Source organism: Bifidobacterium sp. LH_389 (assembly GCF_056357235.1).
In genome coordinates this window covers 20,809-43,945 of sequence record NZ_JBKEVR010000014.1, presented here as the reverse complement: position 1 = coordinate 43,945, position 23,137 = coordinate 20,809, and the positions used below count along the sequence as shown (strand labels likewise).

The 23,137-nt window shown below is 66.5% G+C and carries 19 protein-coding genes; 2 read left to right on the top strand and 17 right to left on the bottom strand.

Annotation, left to right across the window (positions count from 1 at the left end):
- Positions 1-205: 205 nt before the first annotated feature.
- The 3 genes from AC1AZA_RS10040 to AC1AZA_RS10030 form a co-directional block, all read right to left on the bottom strand.
- The gene (locus tag AC1AZA_RS10040) at positions 206-1,399 is read right to left on the bottom strand and encodes an aminotransferase class I/II-fold pyridoxal phosphate-dependent enzyme (RefSeq protein WP_476514521.1); all 1,194 of its coding nucleotides are present in this window, start codon (positions 1,397-1,399) and stop codon (positions 206-208) included.
- 17 nt (positions 1,400-1,416) lie between these two features.
- Positions 1,417-1,740: a ferredoxin gene (fdxA, locus tag AC1AZA_RS10035; RefSeq protein ID WP_476514520.1), complete on the bottom strand. Its 324-nt coding sequence runs from the start codon at positions 1,738-1,740 to the stop codon at positions 1,417-1,419.
- A 406-nt stretch (positions 1,741-2,146) separates the two neighbouring features.
- A complete protein-coding gene (locus tag AC1AZA_RS10030) occupies positions 2,147-3,790 on the bottom strand; it encodes a UxaA family hydrolase (protein ID WP_476514519.1) in 1,644 nt (547 codons plus the stop codon).
- A 177-nt stretch (positions 3,791-3,967) separates the two neighbouring features.
- On the opposite strand from AC1AZA_RS10030, the gene AC1AZA_RS10025 reads away from it, so the two are divergent.
- On the top strand, positions 3,968-5,209 hold the full coding sequence (locus AC1AZA_RS10025) for a glycoside hydrolase family 28 protein (RefSeq protein WP_476514518.1): 1,242 nt from the start codon (positions 3,968-3,970) through the stop codon (positions 5,207-5,209).
- A gap of 75 nt (positions 5,210-5,284) precedes the next feature.
- On the opposite strand, the gene AC1AZA_RS10020 is transcribed toward AC1AZA_RS10025, so the two are convergent.
- The 5 genes from AC1AZA_RS10020 to AC1AZA_RS10000 all read right to left on the bottom strand — a co-directional run bounded on the left by AC1AZA_RS10020 (position 5,285) and on the right by AC1AZA_RS10000 (position 12,369).
- Positions 5,285-6,817 (bottom strand): glycoside hydrolase family 28 protein, encoded by a 1,533-nt coding sequence (locus AC1AZA_RS10020; protein WP_476514517.1) that lies wholly within the window; start codon positions 6,815-6,817, stop codon positions 5,285-5,287.
- 3 nt (positions 6,818-6,820) lie between these two features.
- On the bottom strand, positions 6,821-7,975 hold the full coding sequence (locus AC1AZA_RS10015; RefSeq protein ID WP_476514516.1) for a glycoside hydrolase family 88/105 protein: 1,155 nt from the start codon (positions 7,973-7,975) through the stop codon (positions 6,821-6,823).
- 199 nt (positions 7,976-8,174) lie between these two features.
- Positions 8,175-9,179 carry a pectinesterase family protein gene (locus tag AC1AZA_RS10010; RefSeq protein WP_476514515.1) on the bottom strand — a complete coding sequence of 335 codons (1,005 nt, stop codon included), beginning with the start codon at positions 9,177-9,179 and terminating at the stop codon, positions 8,175-8,177.
- A complete protein-coding gene (locus tag AC1AZA_RS10005) occupies positions 9,176-10,774 on the bottom strand; it encodes a glycoside hydrolase family 28 protein (RefSeq protein ID WP_476514514.1) in 1,599 nt (532 codons plus the stop codon). Before AC1AZA_RS10005 ends, AC1AZA_RS10010 begins: the two co-directional genes overlap by 4 nt.
- A 938-nt stretch (positions 10,775-11,712) precedes the next feature.
- Positions 11,713-12,369, bottom strand: a complete 657-nt coding sequence (locus tag AC1AZA_RS10000; protein WP_476514513.1) for a hypothetical protein — start codon at positions 12,367-12,369, stop codon at positions 11,713-11,715.
- Positions 12,370-12,539: 170 nt separating this feature from the next.
- Between AC1AZA_RS10000 and AC1AZA_RS09995 the strand changes: the two genes are divergently transcribed.
- Positions 12,540-13,688, top strand: coding sequence for an ROK family transcriptional regulator (locus AC1AZA_RS09995; protein ID WP_476514512.1), 1,149 nt, complete (start codon positions 12,540-12,542; stop codon positions 13,686-13,688).
- On the opposite strand, the gene AC1AZA_RS09990 is transcribed toward AC1AZA_RS09995, so the two are convergent.
- The 9 genes from AC1AZA_RS09990 to uxaC all read right to left on the bottom strand — a co-directional run bounded on the left by AC1AZA_RS09990 (position 13,633) and on the right by uxaC (position 23,052).
- Positions 13,633-14,604 (bottom strand): ROK family protein, encoded by a 972-nt coding sequence (locus tag AC1AZA_RS09990; protein WP_476514511.1) that lies wholly within the window; start codon positions 14,602-14,604, stop codon positions 13,633-13,635. The genes AC1AZA_RS09995 and AC1AZA_RS09990 overlap by 56 nt on opposite strands.
- Positions 14,601-16,115 carry a UDP-glucose--hexose-1-phosphate uridylyltransferase gene (locus tag AC1AZA_RS09985; RefSeq protein ID WP_476514510.1) on the bottom strand — a complete coding sequence of 505 codons (1,515 nt, stop codon included), beginning with the start codon at positions 16,113-16,115 and terminating at the stop codon, positions 14,601-14,603. Before AC1AZA_RS09985 ends, AC1AZA_RS09990 begins: the two co-directional genes overlap by 4 nt.
- Positions 16,112-17,200, bottom strand: coding sequence for a phosphotransferase enzyme family protein (locus AC1AZA_RS09980; protein ID WP_476514509.1), 1,089 nt, complete (start codon positions 17,198-17,200; stop codon positions 16,112-16,114). The genes AC1AZA_RS09985 and AC1AZA_RS09980 overlap by 4 nt, the downstream gene beginning before the upstream one ends.
- A 232-nt stretch (positions 17,201-17,432) precedes the next feature.
- Positions 17,433-17,936, bottom strand: coding sequence for a hypothetical protein (locus AC1AZA_RS09975; protein WP_476514508.1), 504 nt, complete (start codon positions 17,934-17,936; stop codon positions 17,433-17,435).
- Positions 17,937-18,018: 82 nt separating this feature from the next.
- Positions 18,019-18,162, bottom strand: a complete 144-nt coding sequence (locus AC1AZA_RS09970) for a hypothetical protein (RefSeq protein WP_476514507.1) — start codon at positions 18,160-18,162, stop codon at positions 18,019-18,021.
- A gap of 210 nt (positions 18,163-18,372) precedes the next feature.
- Positions 18,373-19,161: an IclR family transcriptional regulator gene (locus AC1AZA_RS09965; protein ID WP_476514506.1), complete on the bottom strand. Its 789-nt coding sequence runs from the start codon at positions 19,159-19,161 to the stop codon at positions 18,373-18,375.
- 135 nt (positions 19,162-19,296) lie between these two features.
- On the bottom strand, positions 19,297-20,067 hold the full coding sequence (locus AC1AZA_RS09960) for an HpcH/HpaI aldolase family protein (RefSeq protein ID WP_476514505.1): 771 nt from the start codon (positions 20,065-20,067) through the stop codon (positions 19,297-19,299).
- A gap of 130 nt (positions 20,068-20,197) precedes the next feature.
- Positions 20,198-21,424, bottom strand: a complete 1,227-nt coding sequence (gene rhmD / locus AC1AZA_RS09955) for an L-rhamnonate dehydratase (protein WP_476514504.1) — start codon at positions 21,422-21,424, stop codon at positions 20,198-20,200.
- A gap of 218 nt (positions 21,425-21,642) precedes the next feature.
- Positions 21,643-23,052, bottom strand: a complete 1,410-nt coding sequence (uxaC, locus tag AC1AZA_RS09950) for a glucuronate isomerase (protein WP_476514503.1) — start codon at positions 23,050-23,052, stop codon at positions 21,643-21,645.
- Between the last annotated feature and the right edge of the window lie 85 nt (positions 23,053-23,137).

The window sequence follows — 23,137 nt, the reverse complement described above, 5'->3', positions numbered from 1 at the left end:
GTATTTCCGATTTGTGTGGTTGTTTCCGGCGGTGCAGTGCCGGACAGACCAGTCCGCAGGGGCCGAATGATGCCGAATCGCAAATGCCTCTATGCCAGGCATGACGAAAAACAACCACACAAATCGGAAAAACCGTGCGGCAAGACCAAGCAATGATCACGCCGGCAAGCCCTACGCGTAGGTAAATCGTTTTACCCGCCCGAAGTCAGCGCGTCGGACCGGCCTCGCGCAGTCGCGCACACGCCAGATCGACGACCGCATCCGTGGCAGTGACGGCGAAGCGTAGGTACTCGGGGGCGGCGTAGAACTCGCCGGGGCTCGGCACGATGCCGATCCGCGCCAGATCCGCCATGTCCCGCCAGCAGTCGCCAGTCAGCGCCCTCACCCACACGTACAGGGCGCCCTGCGGCATGGCGGCATCATAGCCGTACGCACGCAAGGCTTCGACCAGTACAACGAGACGGCGGCGGTACCGTTCGCGCTGCACATGCACGGCGGACACGTCCCGCAGTCCGGCGGCCATGGCGGCCTGCACGGGACCGGGAATGATCTGCCCGATCTGCTTGCGATAGTCGGCCATGGCGTCGATAAGCCCGGCGTCCCCGGCGATGAGCGCCGTACGATAGCCGGCCATGTTGGACTGCTTGCTCAGCGAATACAGCACGAGCACGCCGTCCGCCGAGCCACCGCACACCTGCGGACTCAGCGCGCACGGCGTGGCGGTGAGTGAGTATGCGTGTGCGGCCGCAGGCTCGTTGGATTCCACGGCGGTGGCGGAGTCGGGATTGCGCCAGTCCATGAGCGCGTAGCATTCGTCGGACAGCACCACGGCCCCGATGCGCCGCGCAGCCGCCACGATGCCGGCCATCTGCGACGCGGAAAGCACGTCTCCGGAAGGATTGCTCGGCGAGTTCACCCACGCGGCCTTCACACCGGGCTCATGCTCCCATGAGGAGACATCGGCCACGTCGCTCACCTTGAGCACGCGCGCGCCGGCGATCTGCGTGCCGATCTCGTACGTCGGGTAGGAGACGCGCGGCTGGACCACCACGTCACCCTCGCCGAGGTGAAGTAGCGACGCCATGAGCGCCACACCTTCCTTGGAGCCGACCGTGGGGATGGCATGCGCGCCGATCGCTTCAAGGTCCACGCCACGCAGATGGCGGAACCAGTGGGCGATGGCGTCCTTCAGATCCTTGGTTCCCACGGTGACCGGGTATCCGTGCGCATTGGGGGCGTCCGCCGCGGCAGCGAGCGCGCCAGAAACGCTGGCAGGCACCGGGTCGACCGGCGAGCCTACGGACAGGTCGGCCATGCCGCCGGGAATGCGGGATGCCGTGACCTTGAATTCGGCGATGCGACCCCAGTCATAGGGGGAGGAGAAAGCGTGGAAACCCATATGCGATCAGCGGGGAATCAGGCCTGATTCTGCGGGGGAAGCTCCTCGACCTGCTTGGGATCCTTGCCGATCGGACCGGCTGCGGAGGCGCCGCCCAGATCGCCGACCTCCTCGAAGAACTCGACGGCGGCATCCTTGTACCAGGCCCACTCGTCCGGCAGATCATCCTCGTAGAAGATGGCCTCGGTGGGGCACACGGGCTCGCAGGCGCCGCAGTCCACGCACTCGTTCGGGTTGATGTACAGCGAGCGCTTGCCCTCGTAGATGCAGTCGACCGGGCATTCGTCCACGCAGGCCTTGTCCCTGACGTCCACGCAGGGTTGAGCGACGACGTATGGCATGTTTCCTCCTCGTGTAAAGCGTTTGACACATTTGACGCTGTTGCTTCGCAATGCTGCATTCCACAGTACCCCGGGGCGCGGATGGACGCACACGGCCACGCGCGCAATACGGAGACGAAAACCGCCGCACGCGTGCGGCCTCGGTGCAGCGCAGGGCGAAGGCGTATTGCAATACGTCGAGCCCCTGAGCTGTGCCGAGGACGCTCCGTAAACCAATCACGCCACAATAACGGCAATCCACGCGCGCGAATTCGGCCGATCGCAAGGCGAAGGCGCACGGCATACACGGAAAATACGGAGACGAAAACCGCCGCACGCGTGCGGCCTCAAGGCGCACCGAGGGAAGGCGTACAAAGGTACGCCGACCGAGGAGCAACGCCGAGGACGCTCCGTGCGGCGGTTTTCGTCATTCGGTGGGGCCGTCTTTGAAGATGACAACACCCTGCATCGCGTTGCGCTCGTTGTTGGCGCGAGCGCCGTTGACGGTGCGCAGGACGAGGTCGCGGAAGTCCTTGTCCACCGCGGGGGCGGGCTCGTCGAGGAGGCGGCCGGCGTTGAAGTCGATCCATCGGTGCTTCTTGGTGGCGAGGGGGGTGTTGGTGGCGATCTTGAGGGTGGGGACGAAGCAGCCGAAGGGGGTGCCGCGGCCGGTGGTGAAGAGGATGATCTGGCAGCCGGCGGAGGCCATGGCGGTGGTGGAGACCATGTCGTTGCCGGGGGTTTCCATGAGGCTCAGACCGTTGCGGCGGAGGCGTTCGCCGTACCACAGGACGTCCTCCACCTCGCATTTGCCGCCCTTGCGGATGCAGCCGAGGGACTTGTCCTCAAGGGTGGTGATGCCGCCGGCCTTGTTTCCCGGGGAGGGGTTGTCGGAGATGATCTCTCCGTACTTGCGGAAGTGGTCCTTGAACTTGTTGATGAGGCGGACGATGTCGTGGAAGACGCCTTCGTCGCGCGCCTGGGACATGAGGACGGTTTCCGCGCCGAACATTTCAGGCACTTCGGACAGGATGACGGAGCCGCCCTGGGAGGTGACCCATTCGGCGAAGCGGCCGACGAGCGGATTGGCGGTGATGCCGCTCATGCCGTCGGAGCCGCCGCATTCCACGCCGACCTTGAGCTCGCTCATGGGGATGGGCTCGCGTACGTCGTTTGCGGCGGCGTCGTTGAGTTCCTCGAGCAGGTCTGCGGCGGTTTCGAACTCGTCCTCCATCTCCTGGCAGACCATGAAGCGGGTGCGTTCGGGCACGTATTCGTGCATGCCTTCCTTCATGAGGTCCATCTGGTTGTTTTCGCAGCCGAGGCCCACGAGCAGCACGCCGCCCGCGTTGGGGTGCTCTGCGATGCCGCGCAGCGTGTTCTGCGTCCAGACGAGGTCGCCGCCGAGCTGCGAGCAGCCGTAGGGGTGGCGGGCCACGATCACGGAGTCGAAGTTGCCGTTGTCGGGGTGCAGGGCGCGGAAGGAGCGGGCCATGGTGTCGCACAGGCCGTCGATGCAGCCGACGGTGGGTACGATGTACAGGTCGTTGCGGATGCCGACCTTGCCGTTGGCGCGCCGATAGCCCATGAACGTGCCGGTGGGGGCGCCGGGCTTGACGGTGTCGTCGGTGGGCTCGTACGTGTAGTCGAGGTTGGCGCCGAGGTTGGTGGCGATGTTGTGGGTGTGGACCCATTCGCCGCGCCTGATGGGCTGCTTGGCCCGGCCGATGGCGAAGCCGTACTTGACGACGTTGGTGCCTTCGGGAATGTCTTCGAGGGCGATCTTGTGCCCGCGGGGCACGTCGTCGAGCACGGTGAGGGGTTCGTGGCCTTCGACGTTCACGGTTTCGCCGGCCCTGATGGGTCGGGCGGCCACGCAGACCATATCGCCGGCGGCGAGGAAGATGGTGTCGAGACCGGTGTTTTCGGGGATTTCGGCGATGTAGTCGTGCTGTCTGGCGGACACGCCGTTGTCGCCGCAGGTGGGAATGAACCCCGTGCTGGCGGCGACGCCGGGGCGGAGCTGCTCGCAGGCGTCGTTCGAGGTGGTGTTCTGCTTCGTTGCGTTCATACCATCAATGGTATGGACTGTCAAGACCCCGCAGTCCCTTTGTTGCCATGCATTGCAGGGGACGGCGAGAACGCGCTGCCCACGCGCCGCACCGGCCGCCGACGCGCAGCGGCGTGCGGAATTCCGTCCCTGCCGTCTACCATGGAAACCAGTTACGCAGCATCGAAGGAGTACCGCATGGGCAACGTCGCATCCACCGTCCACAACGCCGTCATGGCCATCCGAGAGCCGGACATTCCCGCGCGGGAGGTGCCGTCGTCGCGCTATCCGACCATTCAGGACGCAGTGGACTACTGTGCGTCGCGGGGCGGCGGCCGCGTCACGGTGCCGCCGGGGCACTGGCGTTCCGGGCCCATTCATCTGGCCAGCAACGTGGAGCTGCACGTCGAATCCGGGGCGACGATCGAGTTCTCCCCCGACCCGTCCGATTACCTGCCCGTGGTGTTCACCCGCTGGGAGGGCACGGAATGCTACAACTATTCGCCGCTCATCTACGCGCGGGACTGCCATGACGTGGCGCTGACCGGGTCGGGTACGCTCACCGGCAACGGCATGGAGTGGTGGGACTGGAAGCAGGCACAGCAGACGGGCTCCAACCGCCTGTACGACATGGCCGCGGCCGGCACGCCCGTGGAGCAGCGCGTATTCGGCACCGAGGAGGACGCCTTGCGGCCCTCGTTCGTGCAGTTCGTGAACTGCCGCAACGCGCTCGTCGAGGGCGTCACGCTGCAGGAGGGGCCGATGTGGACCATTCACCCGGTGTACTGCAAGGACGTGATCGTGCGCGGCGTACACATCGACTCCACCGGGCCGAATACGGACGGCTGCAACCCGGATTCATGCCGCAACGTGCTCATCGAGGGGTGCTGGTTCAACACGGGAGACGACTGCATCGCCGTGGACGCAGGCCTCAACGAGGACGGCTGGCGGGTGAACCGCCCGTGCGAGAACGTGGAAATCAGCCACTGCACCATGGTCGGCGGCCACGGCGGCATCTCGCTCGGATCGATGGTCTCCGGCGGCATACGCAACGTGTATGCGCACGATTGCTCGCTGGCGGCGGTGGAGCGCGGCATCCGCATCAAGTCGATGCGCGGGCGCGGCGGATTCGTGGAGGACGTGCTGTTCGAGAACCTGACGATCAAGGCGGTGCGCTACGAGGCGGTGAGCTTCAGCATGTTCTACCCGTCGAGCACCGTCGAACCGAAGAATGCGGCCCCGAGCGCCGTGCGGCGCATCATGCTGCGGCATGTGACCGGTTCGGGTGCCGCGACCGCGCTGGAGTTCCGCGGACTGCCGGAGGAGCCGCTGCGCGACGTGACGCTCGATTCGGTGTACCTGGCTGCCGGCGAGTCGATCCGCTCCGGCGACGTGGTAGGGCTGACGATGCGCGACGTGCAGCTCACCGCGGAGGGCTGAGCCGCCGCGGTACCGACGCCGCAGGTTTGGCGCTGTAGGCCGGCACCGCGGACCGAATGCGGCCCGGCTCCCGGCCTACAGCGCCTTGAGGTTCTCGAACCGAACGCCCTGCGCGCGTGAAAGCTCCACCGTGCCCGAACCGTGCTCCACACCGCCGAGCGTCACGTTGCGGAACGCCACGTCCCGCACCTCGTGGCCGGGCTTGTCGAACCCCTGAATGAGGATCGCCGGCACCGCGTGCAGCGGGTCCGCATCGTGCTCGTCGCCCCAGAAGCGGCCGAGCGCATGCACGCGGTCGAACACGATGTGCTCGAACACCGGCTGGTCGGGGCCGGGCTCGCCGTCGTCGTTGTACGGCACGGCGCTGATGGTGATGGCCGCCACGTCGCAGTCTCGCACGATCACGTCGCGCACGTAGCCGCCGCGCTTGGGCGTGCCCTTGATCTGGAAGCCGAAGCGGGCATGGGAGATGTCCACGTCCCACACCTTGACGTCCTCCACGCCGCCGCTCATCTCCGAGCCGATGGCGATGCCGTGGCCGCGCGTGGCCTCGCAGTCGAACACGCGGATGTGCTTGGCGGGCCGGCCGATCGCATTACCCTCCGGATTCTTGCCGGACTTGATGGCCACCATGTCGTCGCCCGTATCGAACCGGGAGTCGAACAGCCAGCAGTTGGACGACGAGTCCGGATCCCAGCCGTCGCCGTTCCACACGCCGGCGGACGTGAACGAGCAGCCGTACGTGGCGACCGTGTCCGAGTAGATGAGCTGCACGTTCCAGCTGGGGCTCATGCCGACCGTAAGACCGGAGATCTCCACGTTCTGCGCGTTGGCCACGTTGATGAGACGGCCGCGCACGCGCGCGGGCACGGTGTCCTCGTTCTCGCAGGTGGCGATGTAGTCGGCCATGGCGGCGAGTTCGTCCTTCATGAGCTCGCGCTGCAGGTCGATGGTGCGGCGCATGAGTTCCGCGCCTCCGCCGAGAATGGCCCCTTCGCCGGTGATGGTCACGTTATGCGTGGTGTAGCCGGCGTCGTGGTCCATGACGCCCACGTTGATGAGGCTCGCGTAGCATTCGCATTCCGTGCCCTCGAACCGGGTCCACACGCGCGGCTCGTAGTCGGACGGGTCCGCGGTGCCCTGAACGGTGCCGCCGCGCAGCACCTTGAGCTCGCTGTCGGAATGCATGGTCAGCGCCCCGGTGAGGAACGTGCCGGCGGGCACGACCACCCGGTCTCCTGGACCGCAGTCGTCGAGCGCGCGCTGGAGGGCCGCCGTGTTGACCGTCTCGCCGTCGCCTACGGCGTTGTAGGGCGCGGCGGTCACGTCGATCTCCCGCTTGGCCGGCAGCGTGCGGAACGTGCCGGCGAGCATGGGCTCGAAGTCCCCGTACTCCCCTTCCTCGCTCATGCACACCGCGAACTCGTAGGACGTGTCCGGCGCAAGGCCCAGGAACGTGACGTGCGTGCGGTCCACCTTCGCCGCCTCGGACCCGTCGAAGCGGACGCGGTAGATGGACCTCGGCGTCTCGGCGAAGCCCTGATCCCAGAACAGCGTGATCTTCGTGTCCGAAACGCTGGCGTGCAGTCCGTTGTTGGTGACGATCATGGTTCACTCCCCTTCCGCGCGACGCCCGCCGCGCAGCACTTCGACGTAGGCCAGCACCAGCGGGGCCACGCCCTTCGCGTCATTGCGCACGATCGGCTCGCGCATGTAGTAGTCGAACGTACCCTCCCGGTGCTCCGTGTTGCCCAGCCCCGCCACAAGGCAGATGCCGCCGAGCGCCAGCCGTCCGTCTTCCTCGGTGAGCTGCGTGTCGCAGATCCCATGATAGACCTTCAGACCGATGTCGAAATATTGCCTTGGCAATGCCCCGAGCCGTGCGCCCTTCATGATCGCGTAGGCGAAGATGGCCGATCCGGAGGTCTCCGGATAGTTCGGGGCGATGTTCGGCAGGTTGATCACCTGGCGCCACATACCGGTCTCGCCGTCCCGGTAGGGCAGCATGGCGTCGACGAGTTCGTGGAACATGCGGCGCAGCAGGTCGCGCTCCGCGCTCATGCGCTCGGGCATGAGCTCCCACGTGTCGATGAGCGCCATGGCGAACCAGCCCTCCGCGCGCAGCCAGCAGCAGTCGGACAGTCCGGTGACCGGATCGCACCAGAACGCCTCGCGGGAGGCGTCATAGGCATGACGGTACAGGCCGTTGCGATCGTCGCGCATGCGTTCGCGCACCACGGCGAACTGGTGGATGGCGTCCGCGCAGCCGCGCCCGTCGTTGAAGCTCAGCTCGTACTGCATGTAGAACGGCTGGGCCATGTACAGGCCGTCGAGCCAGACCTGGTTCGGGTAGATGAGCTTGTGCCAGAAGCTGCCCTCCACGGTGCGCGGCTGGCGGTCGAGCTGGCCGCGGATCACGTCCATGGCCTTGCGGTACTTTGCCTTGCCGGTGATGGAGTACAGCCGGTGCAGGGTCTTGCCGGCGTTGACGTTGTCGAGGTTGTACTCCTCGGGGTCATAGGAGGCGATGGAGCCGTCTTCGCGCACGAAATGGTCGATGAACCGGTCGGCGAATTCCAGATAGACGTCTCGGCCGATGATGTCGTACAGGTCGAGGAGCGCCTTGATCATGCACCCGTCCACGTAGTTCCACGTGTTCGAGGCCTTGCCGGCACGGATCTTTTCGATGTTCCATGCGGGAGCTTCGGGCGTACTGGTCTCGATGAGCTGGCGTATATACGTATCGATGATGCGGGAGCCGTCCATGCGCTGTACTCCTTCGTTGTCGGCTGTGCCGCGGCGTTGCGGTCTGGCGTGCGGTGACTCTTTGCGCATCATTATGGCATGCCAAGGCCCGGTACCGCTTTCTGTTGGCAACGGTTGCATGATGCCGTTCCTCCGCGGCGGTCTGCAGGGGCTCAGGGCCTTCGCCGTGGACGGCATTGCCGGCCATCCGAACTCCCACTCAGAAGCCCAGCACGCGGTCGCGCGCGAACCGCCCCCGCTCCGATGGCGGGAGCACATGCACCCAATCCGGCCATGCCGCCGCGTCGGCACCCGGCCCCGCCGCGTTCACTGCCTCGAACCGCGCATGGCGACGAGCGCCCGGCTTGCCCCAGTCATGCCATCCGGCCGGATTGACATGCGCGCCCAGTTCACAGTCGATCAGCGCCACCTGCGCCCATTCGCGCCACGGTCGCCCCAGATACACGGTGCCGTCCGCGGGAGGGTCCGTCGGGTCGGCGGTGAACCGGCAACGGCTGAACACGTAGCCGAACGGCTCGCCTTCGGGCGTGGATGCGGCGGTCGCATAGCCGTTCACCGTCTCGCCGCGGTTGAGCGAGCGGATCTCGCACGTCTCGAAGTAGGCGCGCGCCGAGCCGAAGATGAAGTCCACGTCCCCGGCGATCAGGCAGTTGCGGTAGAGTTGGCGACCCACCGTGCGCGGTGCGAGGCGCTTGGGGCCGAGGAAGCCGAACGGCTCGATCTCCCTGGGCGGCAGCGGACCGGTGAATAGCGTGTCCTGGTGGCCCAGCAGCGCGCAGTCGTCGACCGTGAACCGGTCGCCGTCCGCATACAGGGCAATCGCCTGACCGACCTCGCGCCCGTCTCCGGCGTCGTTTTCCACGATGAGTCCCCGCAGTGTCACGTCATGCGTATCCACGAACACGGTGGCGGTGCGGAAGGTGCCGCGCTTGCCGCCCTGTCCGTCCGGCGAGGGCATGCGGCCGCCCAGACCGGAGACGATGCGGACGGACCGGGGCGCACCGGCGGCGGCGATCGTGAGGTTCGGCCGGCGGATCGTGAGCCGCTCCCGGTACTCCCCCGGCGCCACGCGGATTTCGGCTGGGGTGAGCCCGTCGTCCCGGCCCATGAGGAGGTCGAGCGCCTCGCCGATCGTGGTGCAGTCCCCGGTGCCGTCGCGAGAGACGGTCAGCGTCACGGGCGCCACGGTTGCGGCGGCGCTCATCGGCGCACCACCCGGTCCACGTCGGTCAGCTGCAGTTCGTCGCCGTCCTGGCCTTCCACGCGCACGCCGTCGAGCACCAGCGTCTCCACGTTCTGGGCGATGATGCCCTGCCGGGCCATCGGTTCCACATGGCAGGCCATGGCGGGCACGGTGGGCTGTGCGTCCGGCGCGAAGGTGACGTGCACGTTATGCAGTTCGAGCCGGCCCACCTTGCTTTCCGGCAGGCCGGCGATCCACGTGGCCGCGGCATGGCAGTTGAGCGCCTCGATGTCCCGGAATTCCAGCGATTCCACCTTGGGCGTGCGCTCGTCCACCGGCAGGGGCGCACGGTTCTGCACGTAGTCGCTCTTGCCGTCCGGGTCGCAGAAGTAGAACGAGTTGACCACGAACGGGGTGAGCACGCCGTCCATGCGGATGTGCTCGAAGCGGATGTTGCGGTATACGGAGTCCTTGCCGCGCCCGCGCCGGGACTTGATGCGCAGGCCGCGGTCAGTGCGCTCGAACAGACAGTCGCGCACGGTGAGGTCCTCGATGCCGCCGGATGCCTCGGAGCCGAGCACCACGGAGCCGTGGCCGTCGTGCATGTAGCACTGTTCGATGAGGATGTTGCGGCAGGCGGGGCGCAGCGCACGCGGCATGGAGATCTTGCCGGACTTGACGGCGATGCAGTCGTCCCCCACGGAGAAGTGCGTGCCGATGACGTGCACGCCGTCGCAGGATTCCGGGTCGAAGCCGTCGGTGTTGGGCGAGACCTTCGGGCTTTCGATGGTGACGCAGGCCAGCGTGAAGTCGCGGCACAGCGTGGGGTGGAAGTTCCAGCTCGGCGAATTGCGCACGGTGATGCCGGCGAACGTCGTATGGTCGCAGTCGGACATGAACACCATGTGCGGGCGGGCGGCGATGCGGATGTCGTGGTGGTTGGGCCACCAGTTGCCCTCGTCCCAGCTGGCGCAACCGTCTATGGTGCCCCGGCCGCACACGGTGACATTCTCGACGCCGATGCCGGTGATCACGCCGCAGAACATGGGGATGACGGATTCGCCCTCCCATGTGCCCAGCGGCAGGCTGCCGGTGCCGTCGTAGCCGTCGCCGGGGGCGCCCTGCTGCGTGACCGGCAGGTAGGCGAGGCTTTCTCGGTCGTGGCGGGCCAAGATCGTGGCGCCCTCGGCGATTTCCAGGGTGACGTCCGATTTGAGGAACAGGTTCTTGACGAGCCACTCGCCGGCCGGCACGAGCACGCGGGCGGCCTTGGGGGCGGCCATGATCGCAGCCATGATCGACTGGGTGTCGTCGTGAACGCCGTCGCCGATCGCACCGAAGTCGCGTACGTTCAGGCTGAACGATTCGTGCGCGGTATGGACGGCGATCTCCTGCGATTCCGGCGGATTGGCCGAATCATCATCGATCGGCTCGTAGCGGATCGCGTGCTCGCGGTCCGGCTCCAGACCATCCACATACGTCACCACGCGGTCGGTCTCCAGCGCCGGTTTTCCGTCCACGAGCACCCGCCACCGGTTCGCCGTACGCCAGATGCCCGCATCCCTCATGGCGATGACCGCGAACCGCGCGCCCACCGTAACCGCTTCCAGCCGCATGTTTCCTCCCTTGTCTGCCTCGTTCACCGCACTATTCACTGCATTGTGAGTCGTAACCGCGGCCACGCCGTCGCACCTCATGGCGGCGGCCGGCCCCGTTGCCTACCGACAGCCTATGTTCGCGGGGGCCCGCACGGATGTTCCGTTGCCACGGGTTGCGCGCCAGACGCCGACAACGCATGCGGACGCTTACGATGCATGCGGACGTCCACACAGTCGGTCCGTATGCATGCCCATGCAGGCCGCCCGCGCAGGATCGTCTCGCCAAGCGCGCGGTTAAGGCTGTGACCGATGTCGTTCACTCGCCGATCCCTGCCGGCTGGCCGGAAGCGTTTCGTATGGTTGGTGACAGTGTGCCCACGCTGTGCCCATATTGTGCCCACGCTGTCGCCGGCGACGCACAACGCTTTACACCGCTCTGGCAGCCCGGCAACCGAGTCGACACAGTGTCGCCGACATTGCGGAAATTACCGCCGGCAACGCAAAACGCTTTCGCACCGGCAGCCCTGCCGACGATCAAGGCCGGTTTTGCACACCTGCCGAACGATCCCGTCCGCACCGATACCCGTCCATACCGTCCCGTCCATGCCGCCACCCGCGTCGACACCCCTACCGGCGACCATTCCGTAACAGATTTACAAAACGGACGCCGAGCCACGCCCTGAACGCGTGTTTTGTAAAACCGTTACAAAACACGCCGCGGACCATGCCCCAAAACGACGGAATTGTAACAGCGTTACAAAACACGCCGCGAGACCGTGCCCAACGCACCGGGTTTGTAACGGCATTACAGAACGTGCCGCGAGAAGATGCCCAGACGGCCGGTTTTGTAACAGATTTACAACTGGCCGCGGACGCGGGCAATCCGGTCAGGAAATCAGCGGAGGGATCCGACGAGGGGCCGACAGGGGATCCACCGGAACATCACAACGGAAAAATCACAGCGGGAAGTTCTTGGTGAGGTCCTGCACGGCCTGCTTGGAGCCGGTGGCCTGGAACACCACGGTGTCGTTGCGCCAGACGGACACGGCCTGGGAGGAATCCGAGGCGTCCTCCTTGGTGACGTACGAGCCGGTGTTGGAGCCGGAGACCTTGATGTTGCCGGAGGCGAGCTCCTTGCCGGTCAAGGCGGCGGCGAGCGCGTCGTACTGGGTCTTGGCGTCGTCGGCCTTGGACCACTGGGCGGTCACGATGGTCACGTCGTCGGCCGCGGTACCGGTGGAGTACGTCAGCGTGTATTCCTCGATCGGCTTGACCTTGGCGGACTGCCACGTGGAGGTGGCTCCGGCGCCGGTGCGCGCGAAGTTGAGCACGGTGTCCGGCATGGCCTTGAGCAGTTCGGTCGCATCCCCCGGCAGCGCGGACGGGGAGATGGTGGGCGTTGCCGGCGCGGTCTGCGTGGCGGTCTGCGTCTGGGTGCCCGGAGCCGCGGTGCCGGAATCCCTCTTCACGGCCCAACCGGGGGCGATGAACGCGGTGACGAGCGCGATGACGACGACGATCGCGGCCGCCACCACGACGGCCACGGTACGGCCGTGGCCATGAGACTGCGCGGAATTGGAGGACGACGGAACGGCTTGCTTCTGATTCGGCATACGTCCGATTCTTGCACAGCAAGGCGACGCGGCGATTCGCCCCACCCGGAACACACCTCGGGTCCACTGCCGAGAGCCGCATGCGTGCCGTATAATGGCCGGATGCCGACGGTGACGCGCGGTCATGCGCAATGTGGCACCGAGGCATGCACATCATCGAAAGGAGGGGTATGGTCGGCCAGCCTCTTGCCAGCTCGCTGCCCCTGCACACGCCCGTGAGGGCCGCCAAGGCAAGCCCGTCCGACGTGCGCCGCAGCAATCGCTCCCTCATGTTCAGCCTGTTGTTTCCCTCGAACCAGTATTCGCGTGCCGAACTGGGCCGGAGGACCGGACTGTCGCGCGTGGCGGTGTCCGACGTGGTGGCGGACATGATCGACGAAGGGCTGATCCGCGAGAGCGGCATCGAAACGAACGCCACCGGCAAGGGCAAGCGCGGCACGCTGCTTAGCGTGGACGCCACGCGATTGAGGATCATCAGCGTGGATCTGTCCGGCGAACGGCTTGTGCAGGGTGCCGTGACCGACTTGCTCGGCGTGCCGGAGCGGCGCATGGAAATTCCGCTCGACGCGGGCAGACGCGTGGATGAGGATATGATCGTCCGGCTCATCGAACGACTGCGCGACGGCATCGAAACCGACCGGATACTGGGGATCGGCGTGTCCGTGCCGGGTGTGATTCAGAACGGCGTGGTCCGCGAATCCACGTTCCTTGTCTGGCGGGACGTGGATCTGCGCGCCATGCTGTCGCGTCGGTTCGGCCTGCCGGTCACCGTGGGCAACGACACGGTCAACGCGATGCTTGCCGAGCGCTTCTTCGGTCAGGCCGGCCCGAACCTGCTGTTCGTCAAAAACGACTACGGCATCGGCTCCGCCACGCTCATCGACGACGTGCCGGTGGCCGGCGAGCACCATGCGAGCGGTGAGATCGGCCACATTTCGATCGATCCGGTCGACGGCCCGCCATGCCCGTGCGGCAAACGCGGCTGCATGGAGATGCTCATCTCCGCGCATGCGCTGCGCGAACGACTGGCCGGGAAGAGCGCCGACGACGCGGAACGGATCGTTCGCGAGGCTGGCATCCGGTTCGCCGCGGCGCTGTCGGTATCGGTCGGTCTGCTGGACATTCGCGACGTATGCGTGTACGGACCGGAGGACATGGTCAACGAAACGTTCCTCAAGGCGGCGCAGGAGCAGCTGGACGCCACCACCGCGTCGCCGTTCACCGCGCGCACGATCATCCGGCGGTGCCAGTGCGGCCCGGACGTCACGCTGCGCGGCGGGGCCATCGCCGTGGTGCGCGACCACTTGGATCTGCGGTAGCGCATGCGGCGGCGCCGAGCGCGCCGAGGTTCATGTCCGCGGGGGCGAGCCGCAACCGGTCGCGGAGCCTCAATCCGGCGAGGAACGGACAGTCGGCTTCGCGCGCTTGCAGGGCCTCCCCGATCACGTCCAGCAGCGGACGCCCGGTTTTCGCCATGCCGCCGCCGAGCACGATGAGCCGCGGATCGTACGCCTGCCCGATCATCTGCAGGGCGTCCGCGATCGCATGCGTCACCATGCCGAGCACACGCACGGCATCCTCATGCCCCTCCCGCGCCCGTGCGATGAGATCCGGCATGGCGGGCCGCCCGTCGTCCGTGGGCCACAGGCGCGCCACCGAGGCGCCGGAGCACACGGTTTCCAAGCATCCACGCTGGCCGCACGGGCAGACGAACCGGTTCGGATCGACCGGCACATGGCCGATCTCCCCCGCCGCCCCGCTGAACCCGTGGAAAACGCGCCCGTCGACGACTACTCCGGCGGCGAGGCCCGTGCCGAAGTTGAGGCATACGATCGTGCCGGAGGGGTCGCCGCCGCACAGGGCGCGCGCGGCTCCCGCGGCGGCCGCGTTCACGTCGTTCTCCACATGGACCGGCACGCCGAGCCGTTCGCCGGCGAGCGCGCCGAGTTCCAACTCCTCGATGCCGAGGTTGACCACATGGGCCACGCGCCCGGTGGCCGCATCAACCTGCCCCGGAATGCCGACGCCCACGGCTTCGACCGCATGGCCGCCGGAAACCCCGCGCACCAACGAGGTCACGTCGTCCAGCACCGCTTCGTTGCCGGGACGCGCGGGCACGCGGTCGCTCGCTGCGATCTCACCCGAGGCGTCAACCAGCACGGCCTCGATTTTGGTGCCGCCCACGTCCACGCCGACCCTCCAGCCGGCATCCACTGCGTTGATGGCGACCGTCATGACAGTTCTCCTTGTCCGGTCCGTGCGAGGCCCAGTCCTTCGAGGAAGGCGAGGGTCTGTTCCCTGCGTTTGAAAACGGCGGTGTTGCCGAGGATGCGTTCGCACACGGAACCGAGTTCGCCGCGCACGGCGACCCGGATCGCATCACGGTCGCGGTTGCCTTCCAACATGGCGGCGATCTCGTCCCGGACCATCGCGAACGCCGCAAGGTCTTCCGGCAACGGAAGGCCTTCGGCGAGCGAGTCTTCGATCCGCCCGAGCTGATCCACAAGGCGGCCGGGCAGGATGAACAGCCCCTGCGCCTCGATCAGCCCGATCGCCTCCTGCTTGATGGTCCAGAACTCCGGGTGCGCGTGGAACACTCCCTCCGGATACGCGTCGCTCACGGCATTGTTGCGGAAGATGAGGTTCATCTCCCAGCCGCGCCCGGTGCGGATCAGGCTGGGCGAGAGCGCCGACTGCCGGTTGCCGTTCGCGTCATGGCTGGCGATGCCGAGGCGCTCGTCGTCGTAGTCGATCCATGCGCGGCGGATCAGGTCGGCCACCTCCACGATCGCCTCGCGCGACGAGCTGACCACGCGCACCGCGGTTCCGGGCCAGTCGAGGATTTCCACGACGGCGTCCGTGCTTCCGGCCGGCGCAAGCGTCGCCCATGCAGGCGCCGTGAACATGGGCAGGATTTCGCCGCCGCCCTGATAGTGGTCGTGGGCAAGCACCGATCCGCCGATGCGCGGCAGGGCGGCGTTGCATCCGAGGAAGTAACCGGGGAATCGTTCCACGAAGTCCATGAGGTGGATGAACGTGTCCCGGTCCACGTGCATGGGCGTGTGCCTGCGGTTCACGCAGATGCCGTGCTGCCTGAAGTAGCCGTAGGGCGAGAACTGCCAGAACCAGTCCTCGCCGCCGAGCGTGACGGGGACGGTCCGCAGCGTGCATTTGCCGCGGCCGGCGAAGCCCTCGTTCTCGTGGCAGATGGTGCACCGCGGGTATCCTCCGGACACCGCGTTGCCTGCGGCTGCCGTCTTCATGGTCCGAAACTCGGGTTTGGCGAGGTTGATGGTGATCACGAGCCCGTGTGAGTTGAACCGCGGGTTACGGTCGAGCTGCGCCCGCTTGACGTAGTTTCCGGCCACGCAGTAGTCGTAGAGCCATTGCATGGCCGCCATGCCGCCGCCCTGCCGTTCGTGCGCGGCGAAGGAGTCCTCCAGCGCGGACGGGCGGGCGCACAGGATACCCATGACCCGGTCGGCCTGCGCGGGGCCTTCCTCCTTGGGGAACAATCCGGCGCGCACGGCGGCCTCGAGGAAATCGGCCAGCAGCCCGTCCGGTGCGAGCGGAACGGGCGCGGCGGATTTGACCGAATCGGCGTCGGCGGCGCGGTAGGAGCCGAGCCCATACAGCGCGAAGATGCCGTTGCGCGCCCAGTCGGCGTCCCTCGGGTCCAGATCCAGCCGCCGTTCGGCGTAGGCGATCAGCGCGTCGATGCTCCGGTAGACGTCCCCGCCCGTCATCGCGCGCCTCCGGCGACCGTTCCGTCCGCCGAGCCCATCACGTCGTCCACGATCGCGGCGGTTGCGGCGGATTGCCGTTCCATTTCCTTGGCGAGCCGGATCTGCGTGCGGCACCGCACCAGATTGTGCTCGGGGTATTTGGTGGCGAAGTACGTGTCTCCGGCCAGATAGTCGGTGAGGAACCGCATGCCGCATTCGAGGGTCATCATGCGCGCGCCGAGCGGCAGGAGCGCGGCCTCGCGATCGGTGATGCTGCGGCGCACCTGCCCCACGAATCCCTGTGTGTAGGCGCGGAACAGCTCGACGCTGAAATGGACCTTGTCGAGGTCCCGCTCGTCCTCGAGGGCTGTGGATGCGCCGAAGCGGATGGCGTCGCCGAAGTCGTAGAGCATGGAGCCGGGCATCACGGTGTCGAGGTCGATGACCGCACGGGCCTTGTGGGTGGTGGCGTCCATGAGGATGTTGTTGAGTTTGGTGTCGTTGTGGGTGACGCGCAGCGGGATCGACCCGTTGGCCAATCCGTTGACGATGACCGGGTAGATGTCCGCTTGGTCCAGGTAGAAGCCGATCTCGTCGCGACAGGATGCCGCCCGGCCCATGACGTCCGCGGCGAGCGCCTGCCGGAACAGTTCAAACCGGTTGGGGGTGTCGTGGAAGCGTGCGATGGTTTCGGTCAGTTCGGAGGCGTCGAACCCGGCGAGCCGGTTCTGGAACGAGCCGAACGCGGCGCCCGCGTCGCGGAACACGGAGGCGTCCGGCACGAGATTGTAGGAGATCGTGTGTTCGATGAAGTCGTATACGCGCCATGCCCCGGATTCGTCCTGCCAGTAGGCGGCACCGTCACGCGTGCGCACGATGTCCAGCGTCTCCTGCCCCTGGGCGCGCAGGAAGTCGGTGACGAGTTCGATGTTGCGCATCAGCTTCGCGGTGTCCGGGAAGGCGACGGTGTTCATCTTCTGCAGGATGTAGCGGCGATGGGCGCAGGTCACCAGATAGGTGGTGTTGATGTGCCCGTCGCCATAGGGTTCGACGTTTTCGACTGCGCCTTCAAGCGCAAAGTGCGCGGCGGCGGCAATGGCGGACATTGATGGCTTCCTTTCACTCCGATGGGACATGTTGCGTCTCCGGCTCGCCGCATCGACTGACGGCTCCGTCCGGCGTTCTTATTTGTTAAGTATATATGCATAAATAAAAAGCGCAAAACGCACGTCCGTGTCCACGTTCGCGAAAAGGACGATCAGTCCACGAAGTATCCGGGCGGGCAGATCGAACGAAGCCGGTCCAGCGCACGCGCCCAGTTGCTCAGATGCTCCCGGATCAGTGCGCGCAGCGCATCGGCGCCGCCTCGTTGCGCCGCCGCGGAGAGGATCCGCTCGCGCGTCTTGGCGTACCGGTTGGGCGGGTCAGCCAGAATTTCGATGTGCGCGTTGCGGCCGTCCGGCAGATACCGGGCGAACAGCGCCCGACGCCGGACATGGGCGAGGGGTTGTCCCCCACCGCGATGCCGAGTTTGGCGGCGATCTCGCCGGGACGGTTCGTATCCCATTCGCCGTAGACGCGGCCGGAGATCTGATCGAGGCGGCGCATCACGTCCGCCAGTCCGGCTGGAGCGGTCTCGGAGCCGGTGCCGCTCGTGCCACCGAGCGCGGCGTCCGCCCCCGCATTCCTGTTCGAGCCGCCCAGATGGTCGAAGAAGCGGTCGATGGCCCCGTGCAGGGCGTCGCGGATCTCCTCGTCACCCACGGTCCCGTCGAACGACCGATCCCTTTCGTCGTCGTTGGCGAACTGGCGGGCGGTGCCATCGGATCTGAGGATTCCCACATTGCCCCTTTGAACGACGTGCGGTGGGGCGGGCGGCCCGTCTGCAACGAAAGCCGACCCGCCCCGGTTCAACCCCGACGGCTTACTCGAAGCCATCCTGGCGAACGTTGCCGGCCGCGGTCTTCAGGGCCAGCGCACGGGCGCGCTGCACCTTGATGAAGCCCTTCTTGTCCACGATGCGAACCGGTCCGGCGGCGGACGTGACGTCCGTGCTGGTGCCGGACATTGGCCGGGAACCCGCGACTTTACGGGTCCCACCAGCTGACATGCCAATCGGCAAACTGACATGCCAGTTGAATAACTAACATGCTGCCACCGTTGCCGTCAGTCGCATATCTGAAAGGGGAATGTGACGTGGACCACAATTCCGTGAGCGCTCACACCGCTACGGCAAAGCCGATTGGTCGGCGTGTCGCACCGACCATCGCGCCAACGATTAACGGACCGGCCTGGCGCCGAGCTCCAAACTGATGCGGTCCGCTGCGGCTCGCACCACCGGCCCGAGGCTCTTCATGCGCCGGGGCGGCATCACCTGCGTCATGGCGGATACCGAGATCGCACCGGCCACGGCACCGGTCGCGTCATGGATGGGGGCGGCCACGCAGCGGATGCCTGGCTCGTTCTCCTCGAGGTCGTAGGCGAAGCCCTGCTCGGCGTAGGTCTTCATGGCGTTCACGAACGCGCGCGTGCTGGAAAAGTCGTGCTGCGGCTGGCGTGCCATGCGTTCGCGGTCAAGACGGAACTGATCCTCCCAGCGTTCGGGGCTGTCGAGCAGGAGCGCCTTGCCGATGCCCGTGTACGTCAGAGGCATGCGCACGCCGGGCCACGAGCGGATCTCCACGTTGCGGCTGCCGTGGATCTTGTCGAGGTACAGGCATTCGCCGTTGTCCTCCACGGCCAGATGAATGGTGTCCTTGGCCTCCTCGGCGAGGTCGAGCATGACCGGTCGGGCCACGGCGCGCAGGGACACCTGATCACGCGCCTGGAAGCCGAGTTCGATGAGCGCCGGGCCGAGCGCCAGCGTGCCCTCCATGGTGTCTCGCAGGTAGCGGGCGGATCGAAGCGCCTGGATGAGCCGGTGCGCGGTGGAACGGGTCAGTCCCGTGGCGCTCACCACGTCGGCGAGCGTGAGGGCACCATCGGCCACGGCCTGCAGCACCGCAAGGCCGTTCATGAGGGTCTGCGTGCCGGGAATGACCGGGCCCGTGGTATTCATGGCATTCATCCGTAAAGCTCCTTCATGGCATGGCCGCCGCGCATGACACGCCCCGGAGCGGAATCACCGAGGGCTTGCGAGCGCAGGCACCGGCGATTCCGCTTGGGACGGCGGCCCTACACGGCGAACGGACGCGGCGGGCGGTCAGTCCGCGTAGTTGGCGAGTTCTGCCTTGAGTCCACGCACGTACACGTCGGTGTCGCCGGCGACCGCCACGAACGAGGCACCCCATTCGAAGTACTTCTTCGCGGTGGCGGGGTCGAAGGCGAGCGATCCGATGGCCTTGCCGTGCGCCTTGATGCGCTCGAACGCGTAGTGCACCTGGTCCTGGATCGCTCCGGCGTCGTCCGGATGGCCGAGCGAGGCGGACAGGTCCGCCGGCCCGATGAAGATCGCGTCCACGCCGTCCACGGCGGCGATCTCGTCGATGTTGTCGAGTCCCTCCTGCGATTCGACCTGCAGGATGAGGCACAGCTCCTTCTTGGCATCGCGCATGTAGTCGGGGATCAGGCCCCAGCGGCCGGAGCGGGCGATCACGCCGCCCACGCCGCGGATGCCCTCGGGCGCATAGTTGATGGCCCTGACCATGAGTTCGGCCTCCTCGCGGGTGTTGATCATGGGCAGCAGCAGGGTCTGCGCGCCCAGATCCAGCACCTGCTTGACGAGCACCGGGTCGGCGTGCGGCGGGCGCACGATGGGCGTGGTCGGGTAGCCGTGCACGGCGCGCAGCTGGTCGAGGATCGTGGTCAGATCGTTGGGACCGTGCTCGCCGTCGATGAGCAGCCAGTCGTAGCCGATCTCGGCGGCGATCTCGATGGACGTGGCCGAACCCATGGCGATCCACAGGCCCTTGAGCTGCTTGCCGGCCTTGATGGCGACCTTGAATTCGTTGTGGGGCAGAGCGACGGATGTCATCGTTGCATCATCCTTCCTTGGCGAAAAGCCATGGCAAAAAGCCATGGAACATGAGTCTGGGCAAAACGACAGTCGCCCCGGGCCGCAGCCATAAGGAGCGTTGGCTGCGGCGGCGGGGCGGCCTGTCGGATCAGTGCTCGAACGGACGCTCGAGCGGGCAGTCGCGGTTGAGCTCCACGCCGAAGCCGGGCTTGTCCAGCTCCTCGGCGGTGATGATGCCGTCGTGCGGCACCGGCTCGTCGATGAGGACCGGGTCGAACTGCGGGCGCACGTAGTCGGCGTGCGGGGCGGTCATGAGCATCTCGCTGAACGGCGTGTTGGTGAACGTGATGACCGCGTGGTGCGAGTACACGGAGGAGCCGTGGGGCACCACGAGCTGGCCGCGGGACTTGGCCACGGCCGCGATCTCGCACAGCGAGGTCACGCCGCCGCACCAGCCGACGTCGGGCTGCAGGATGTCCACGCCGGCGTCGGAGAGCTCCTTGAAGCCTTCCAGAGTACCGGTATGCTCGCCGGTGGTCATGAGCATGCCCGCGGGCATGTTCTTCTTGAGCTGGCGGTAGGACTCGATCTGCTGGGGCGGGAAGCACTCCTCGATCCACTTGAGCTTGTATGGGGCCGCCGCATGGGCGAGCTTGGTGGCGTAGTTGACGTCCTGGCTCATCCAGCAGTCGAACATGAGCCAGAAGTTCTCGCCGACGCGCTCGCGCATCTCCTTCAGGGTGGCGATGTCCTTGGCGATGCCTTCGTCGCCGTCCGCCGGACCCCAGTGGGTGGGCATCTTGCCGCCGATGAAACCGAGCTTCTGGGCCAGATCCGGGCGTGCGCCGGTGGCGTAGAAGTGGATCTCGTCACGCACGGCGCCGCCGAGCAGCTTGTAGACGGGGAGCTTGACGACCTTGCCGTACAGGTCCCACAGCGCCAGGTCCACGCAGGAGATGGTGTTGATCACCACGCCGCCGCCGCCCGAGTAGTACTGGGTGGCGTTGAGCATCTGGTCGTGGATGAGCTTGATCTGGTCGACGCGCTTGCCCTCCACGAAGCGGGAGAGGTGGTGCTCGACGATAAAGCAGCCTACGGTACCGGCGGTGGAGATGGCGAAGCCGGTCGTGCCGTCGGACGCCTCGACCTCCACGACCAGCGTGCCGAGCACGTTGATGCCGAAGGACTGGCGGGACTGCTTGTACTCGTCGTACTTGGACATGGGCGTGGCGATGTGGTCGTCGATCCAGTGGTCCTTGCCCTGATCGTGATAGTCGCCGCCGCCCTGACCGTGGACCTTGGCTGCAGCGCCGCCCATCGAATACGCGCGGATGTGCGTGATCGTGGGGAGCTTCAACGATGGTGCTAGTGCCATGATTGATCCTCTTCGATGCAATGGATTGGAACGTCTTACAGCATACCATCGTTTGAAACCGCGTCCCAATATTTGGTACGACCGGACGCTACCCCGCCATCCGCCGCCCCGCAACGCAGACGAGCGGACCGGAGCCTGCGGCACCGGGAATACCGGCACCGGGCATCCGATCCGCTCGCACAGGGACCGAGGCGGCAGGTGGTCAGACGATCAGCCGGTCAGGCGAACAGCGCCTTGGCGTTGTTGTAGCTCACGTCCGCAATGAGGGGCTTGAGGTAGTCGATGTCGTTCGGAACCTCGCCGCGTTCGGCCCACTCGCCCACCAGCTCGCACAGGATGCGGCGGAAGAATTCGTGGCGCGGGAAGCTCAGGAACGAACGGGAGTCGGTGGTCATGCCCACGAAGTTGCCCAGCAGCGACTCCTCGGCCATCACCTCGAGCTGGCGACGGATGCCGGTGCGGGTGTCGTTGAACCACCACGCGTTGCCCAGAGCCATGCGCTGCTTCTTGCCGCCGCCTTGGAAGCAGCCCATGACGGTGGCGATCGGCAGGTAGTCGTTCGGGTTGAGCGAGTAGATGATGGTGCGTGGCAGGGCTCCGCGACGGGCGGCAGCGTCGAACAGTCGGGCCAGCGGCTCGGCTATGGAGCGGTCGTTCAGGGCGTCGAAGCCGGTGTCCGCCCCATGCTCGGCGAAGCCCACGGAGTTCACGTTGCGCAGCGCGTGGATGTGCAGCTGCATGGTCCAGTCGTGCGCGTCGTAGATCTTCATGAGTTCGAGGAACAGCGCGGTGCGGTACTTGGCCAGGTCGTCCGCCGTGAGCGGATCGCCGGCGCGGGCCCTGTCGAGGATGCCGTCGAGCTCGGCCGCGGTGGCCTCCTCGTAGACCATGAGGTCGGCCGCGTGGTCCGACAGGCGCGAACCCATGTCATGGAAGAAGTCGACGCGCTTGGCGATGGCCCCCATCATGGCGTCGAAGGAGTCCACCGTGTCCCCGGTGACCTGCTCGAGCTGCTCCACCCATTCGGCGAAGCCGGGCTTGTCCGGGTTGAGGGCCTTGTCCGGGCGCATGGCGGGGATCATGGCGAAGGTGTCGCCGCCCTCGTCGTTGAACTTGCGGTGGTATTCGAGCGAGTCGACCGGGTCGTCGGTGGTGCAGATGGTGTCCAGTCCCATGCGCCGCAGCAGGGCGCGGCGGGTGAAGTCCTTGGTGGCGAGCATCTCGTTGGTGCGCTCGTAGATGGCTTTCGCGGTGCGCGTGGTGAGCGTTTCGGTGATGCCGAAGTACCGGCGTAGCTCCATGTGCGTCCACAGGTAGACCGGCGAGCCGATGGCCTTCTCCATGGTGGCCGCGTACGCCTGGAACTTTTTCCACGGGTCGCCCTTGCCGGTGATGAGCTCCTCCGGCGTGCCGTTGGCGCGGATCAGGCGCCACTTGTAGTGGTCGCCGTAGTTGTTGCCGTCGGTGAGCCAGGCGGCCACGATGTCCGGGAAGTTGCGGTCCTCGTAGATCTCCTTGGGGCTCAGATGGCAGTGATAGTCCACGATGGGCAGGCTTTCGGCCGTCCCGTGGAACAGTTCCTTGGCCACGTCGGTGGTCAGCAGGTAATCGTCATCCAGGAAACTCATGCTTCGACTCCTTTGCCGATACGCGTACATTCGCCTTCCCAGTATCGCGCGGCGAAGGCGGCGACGCAGCAAGGGTTGCCAGCCG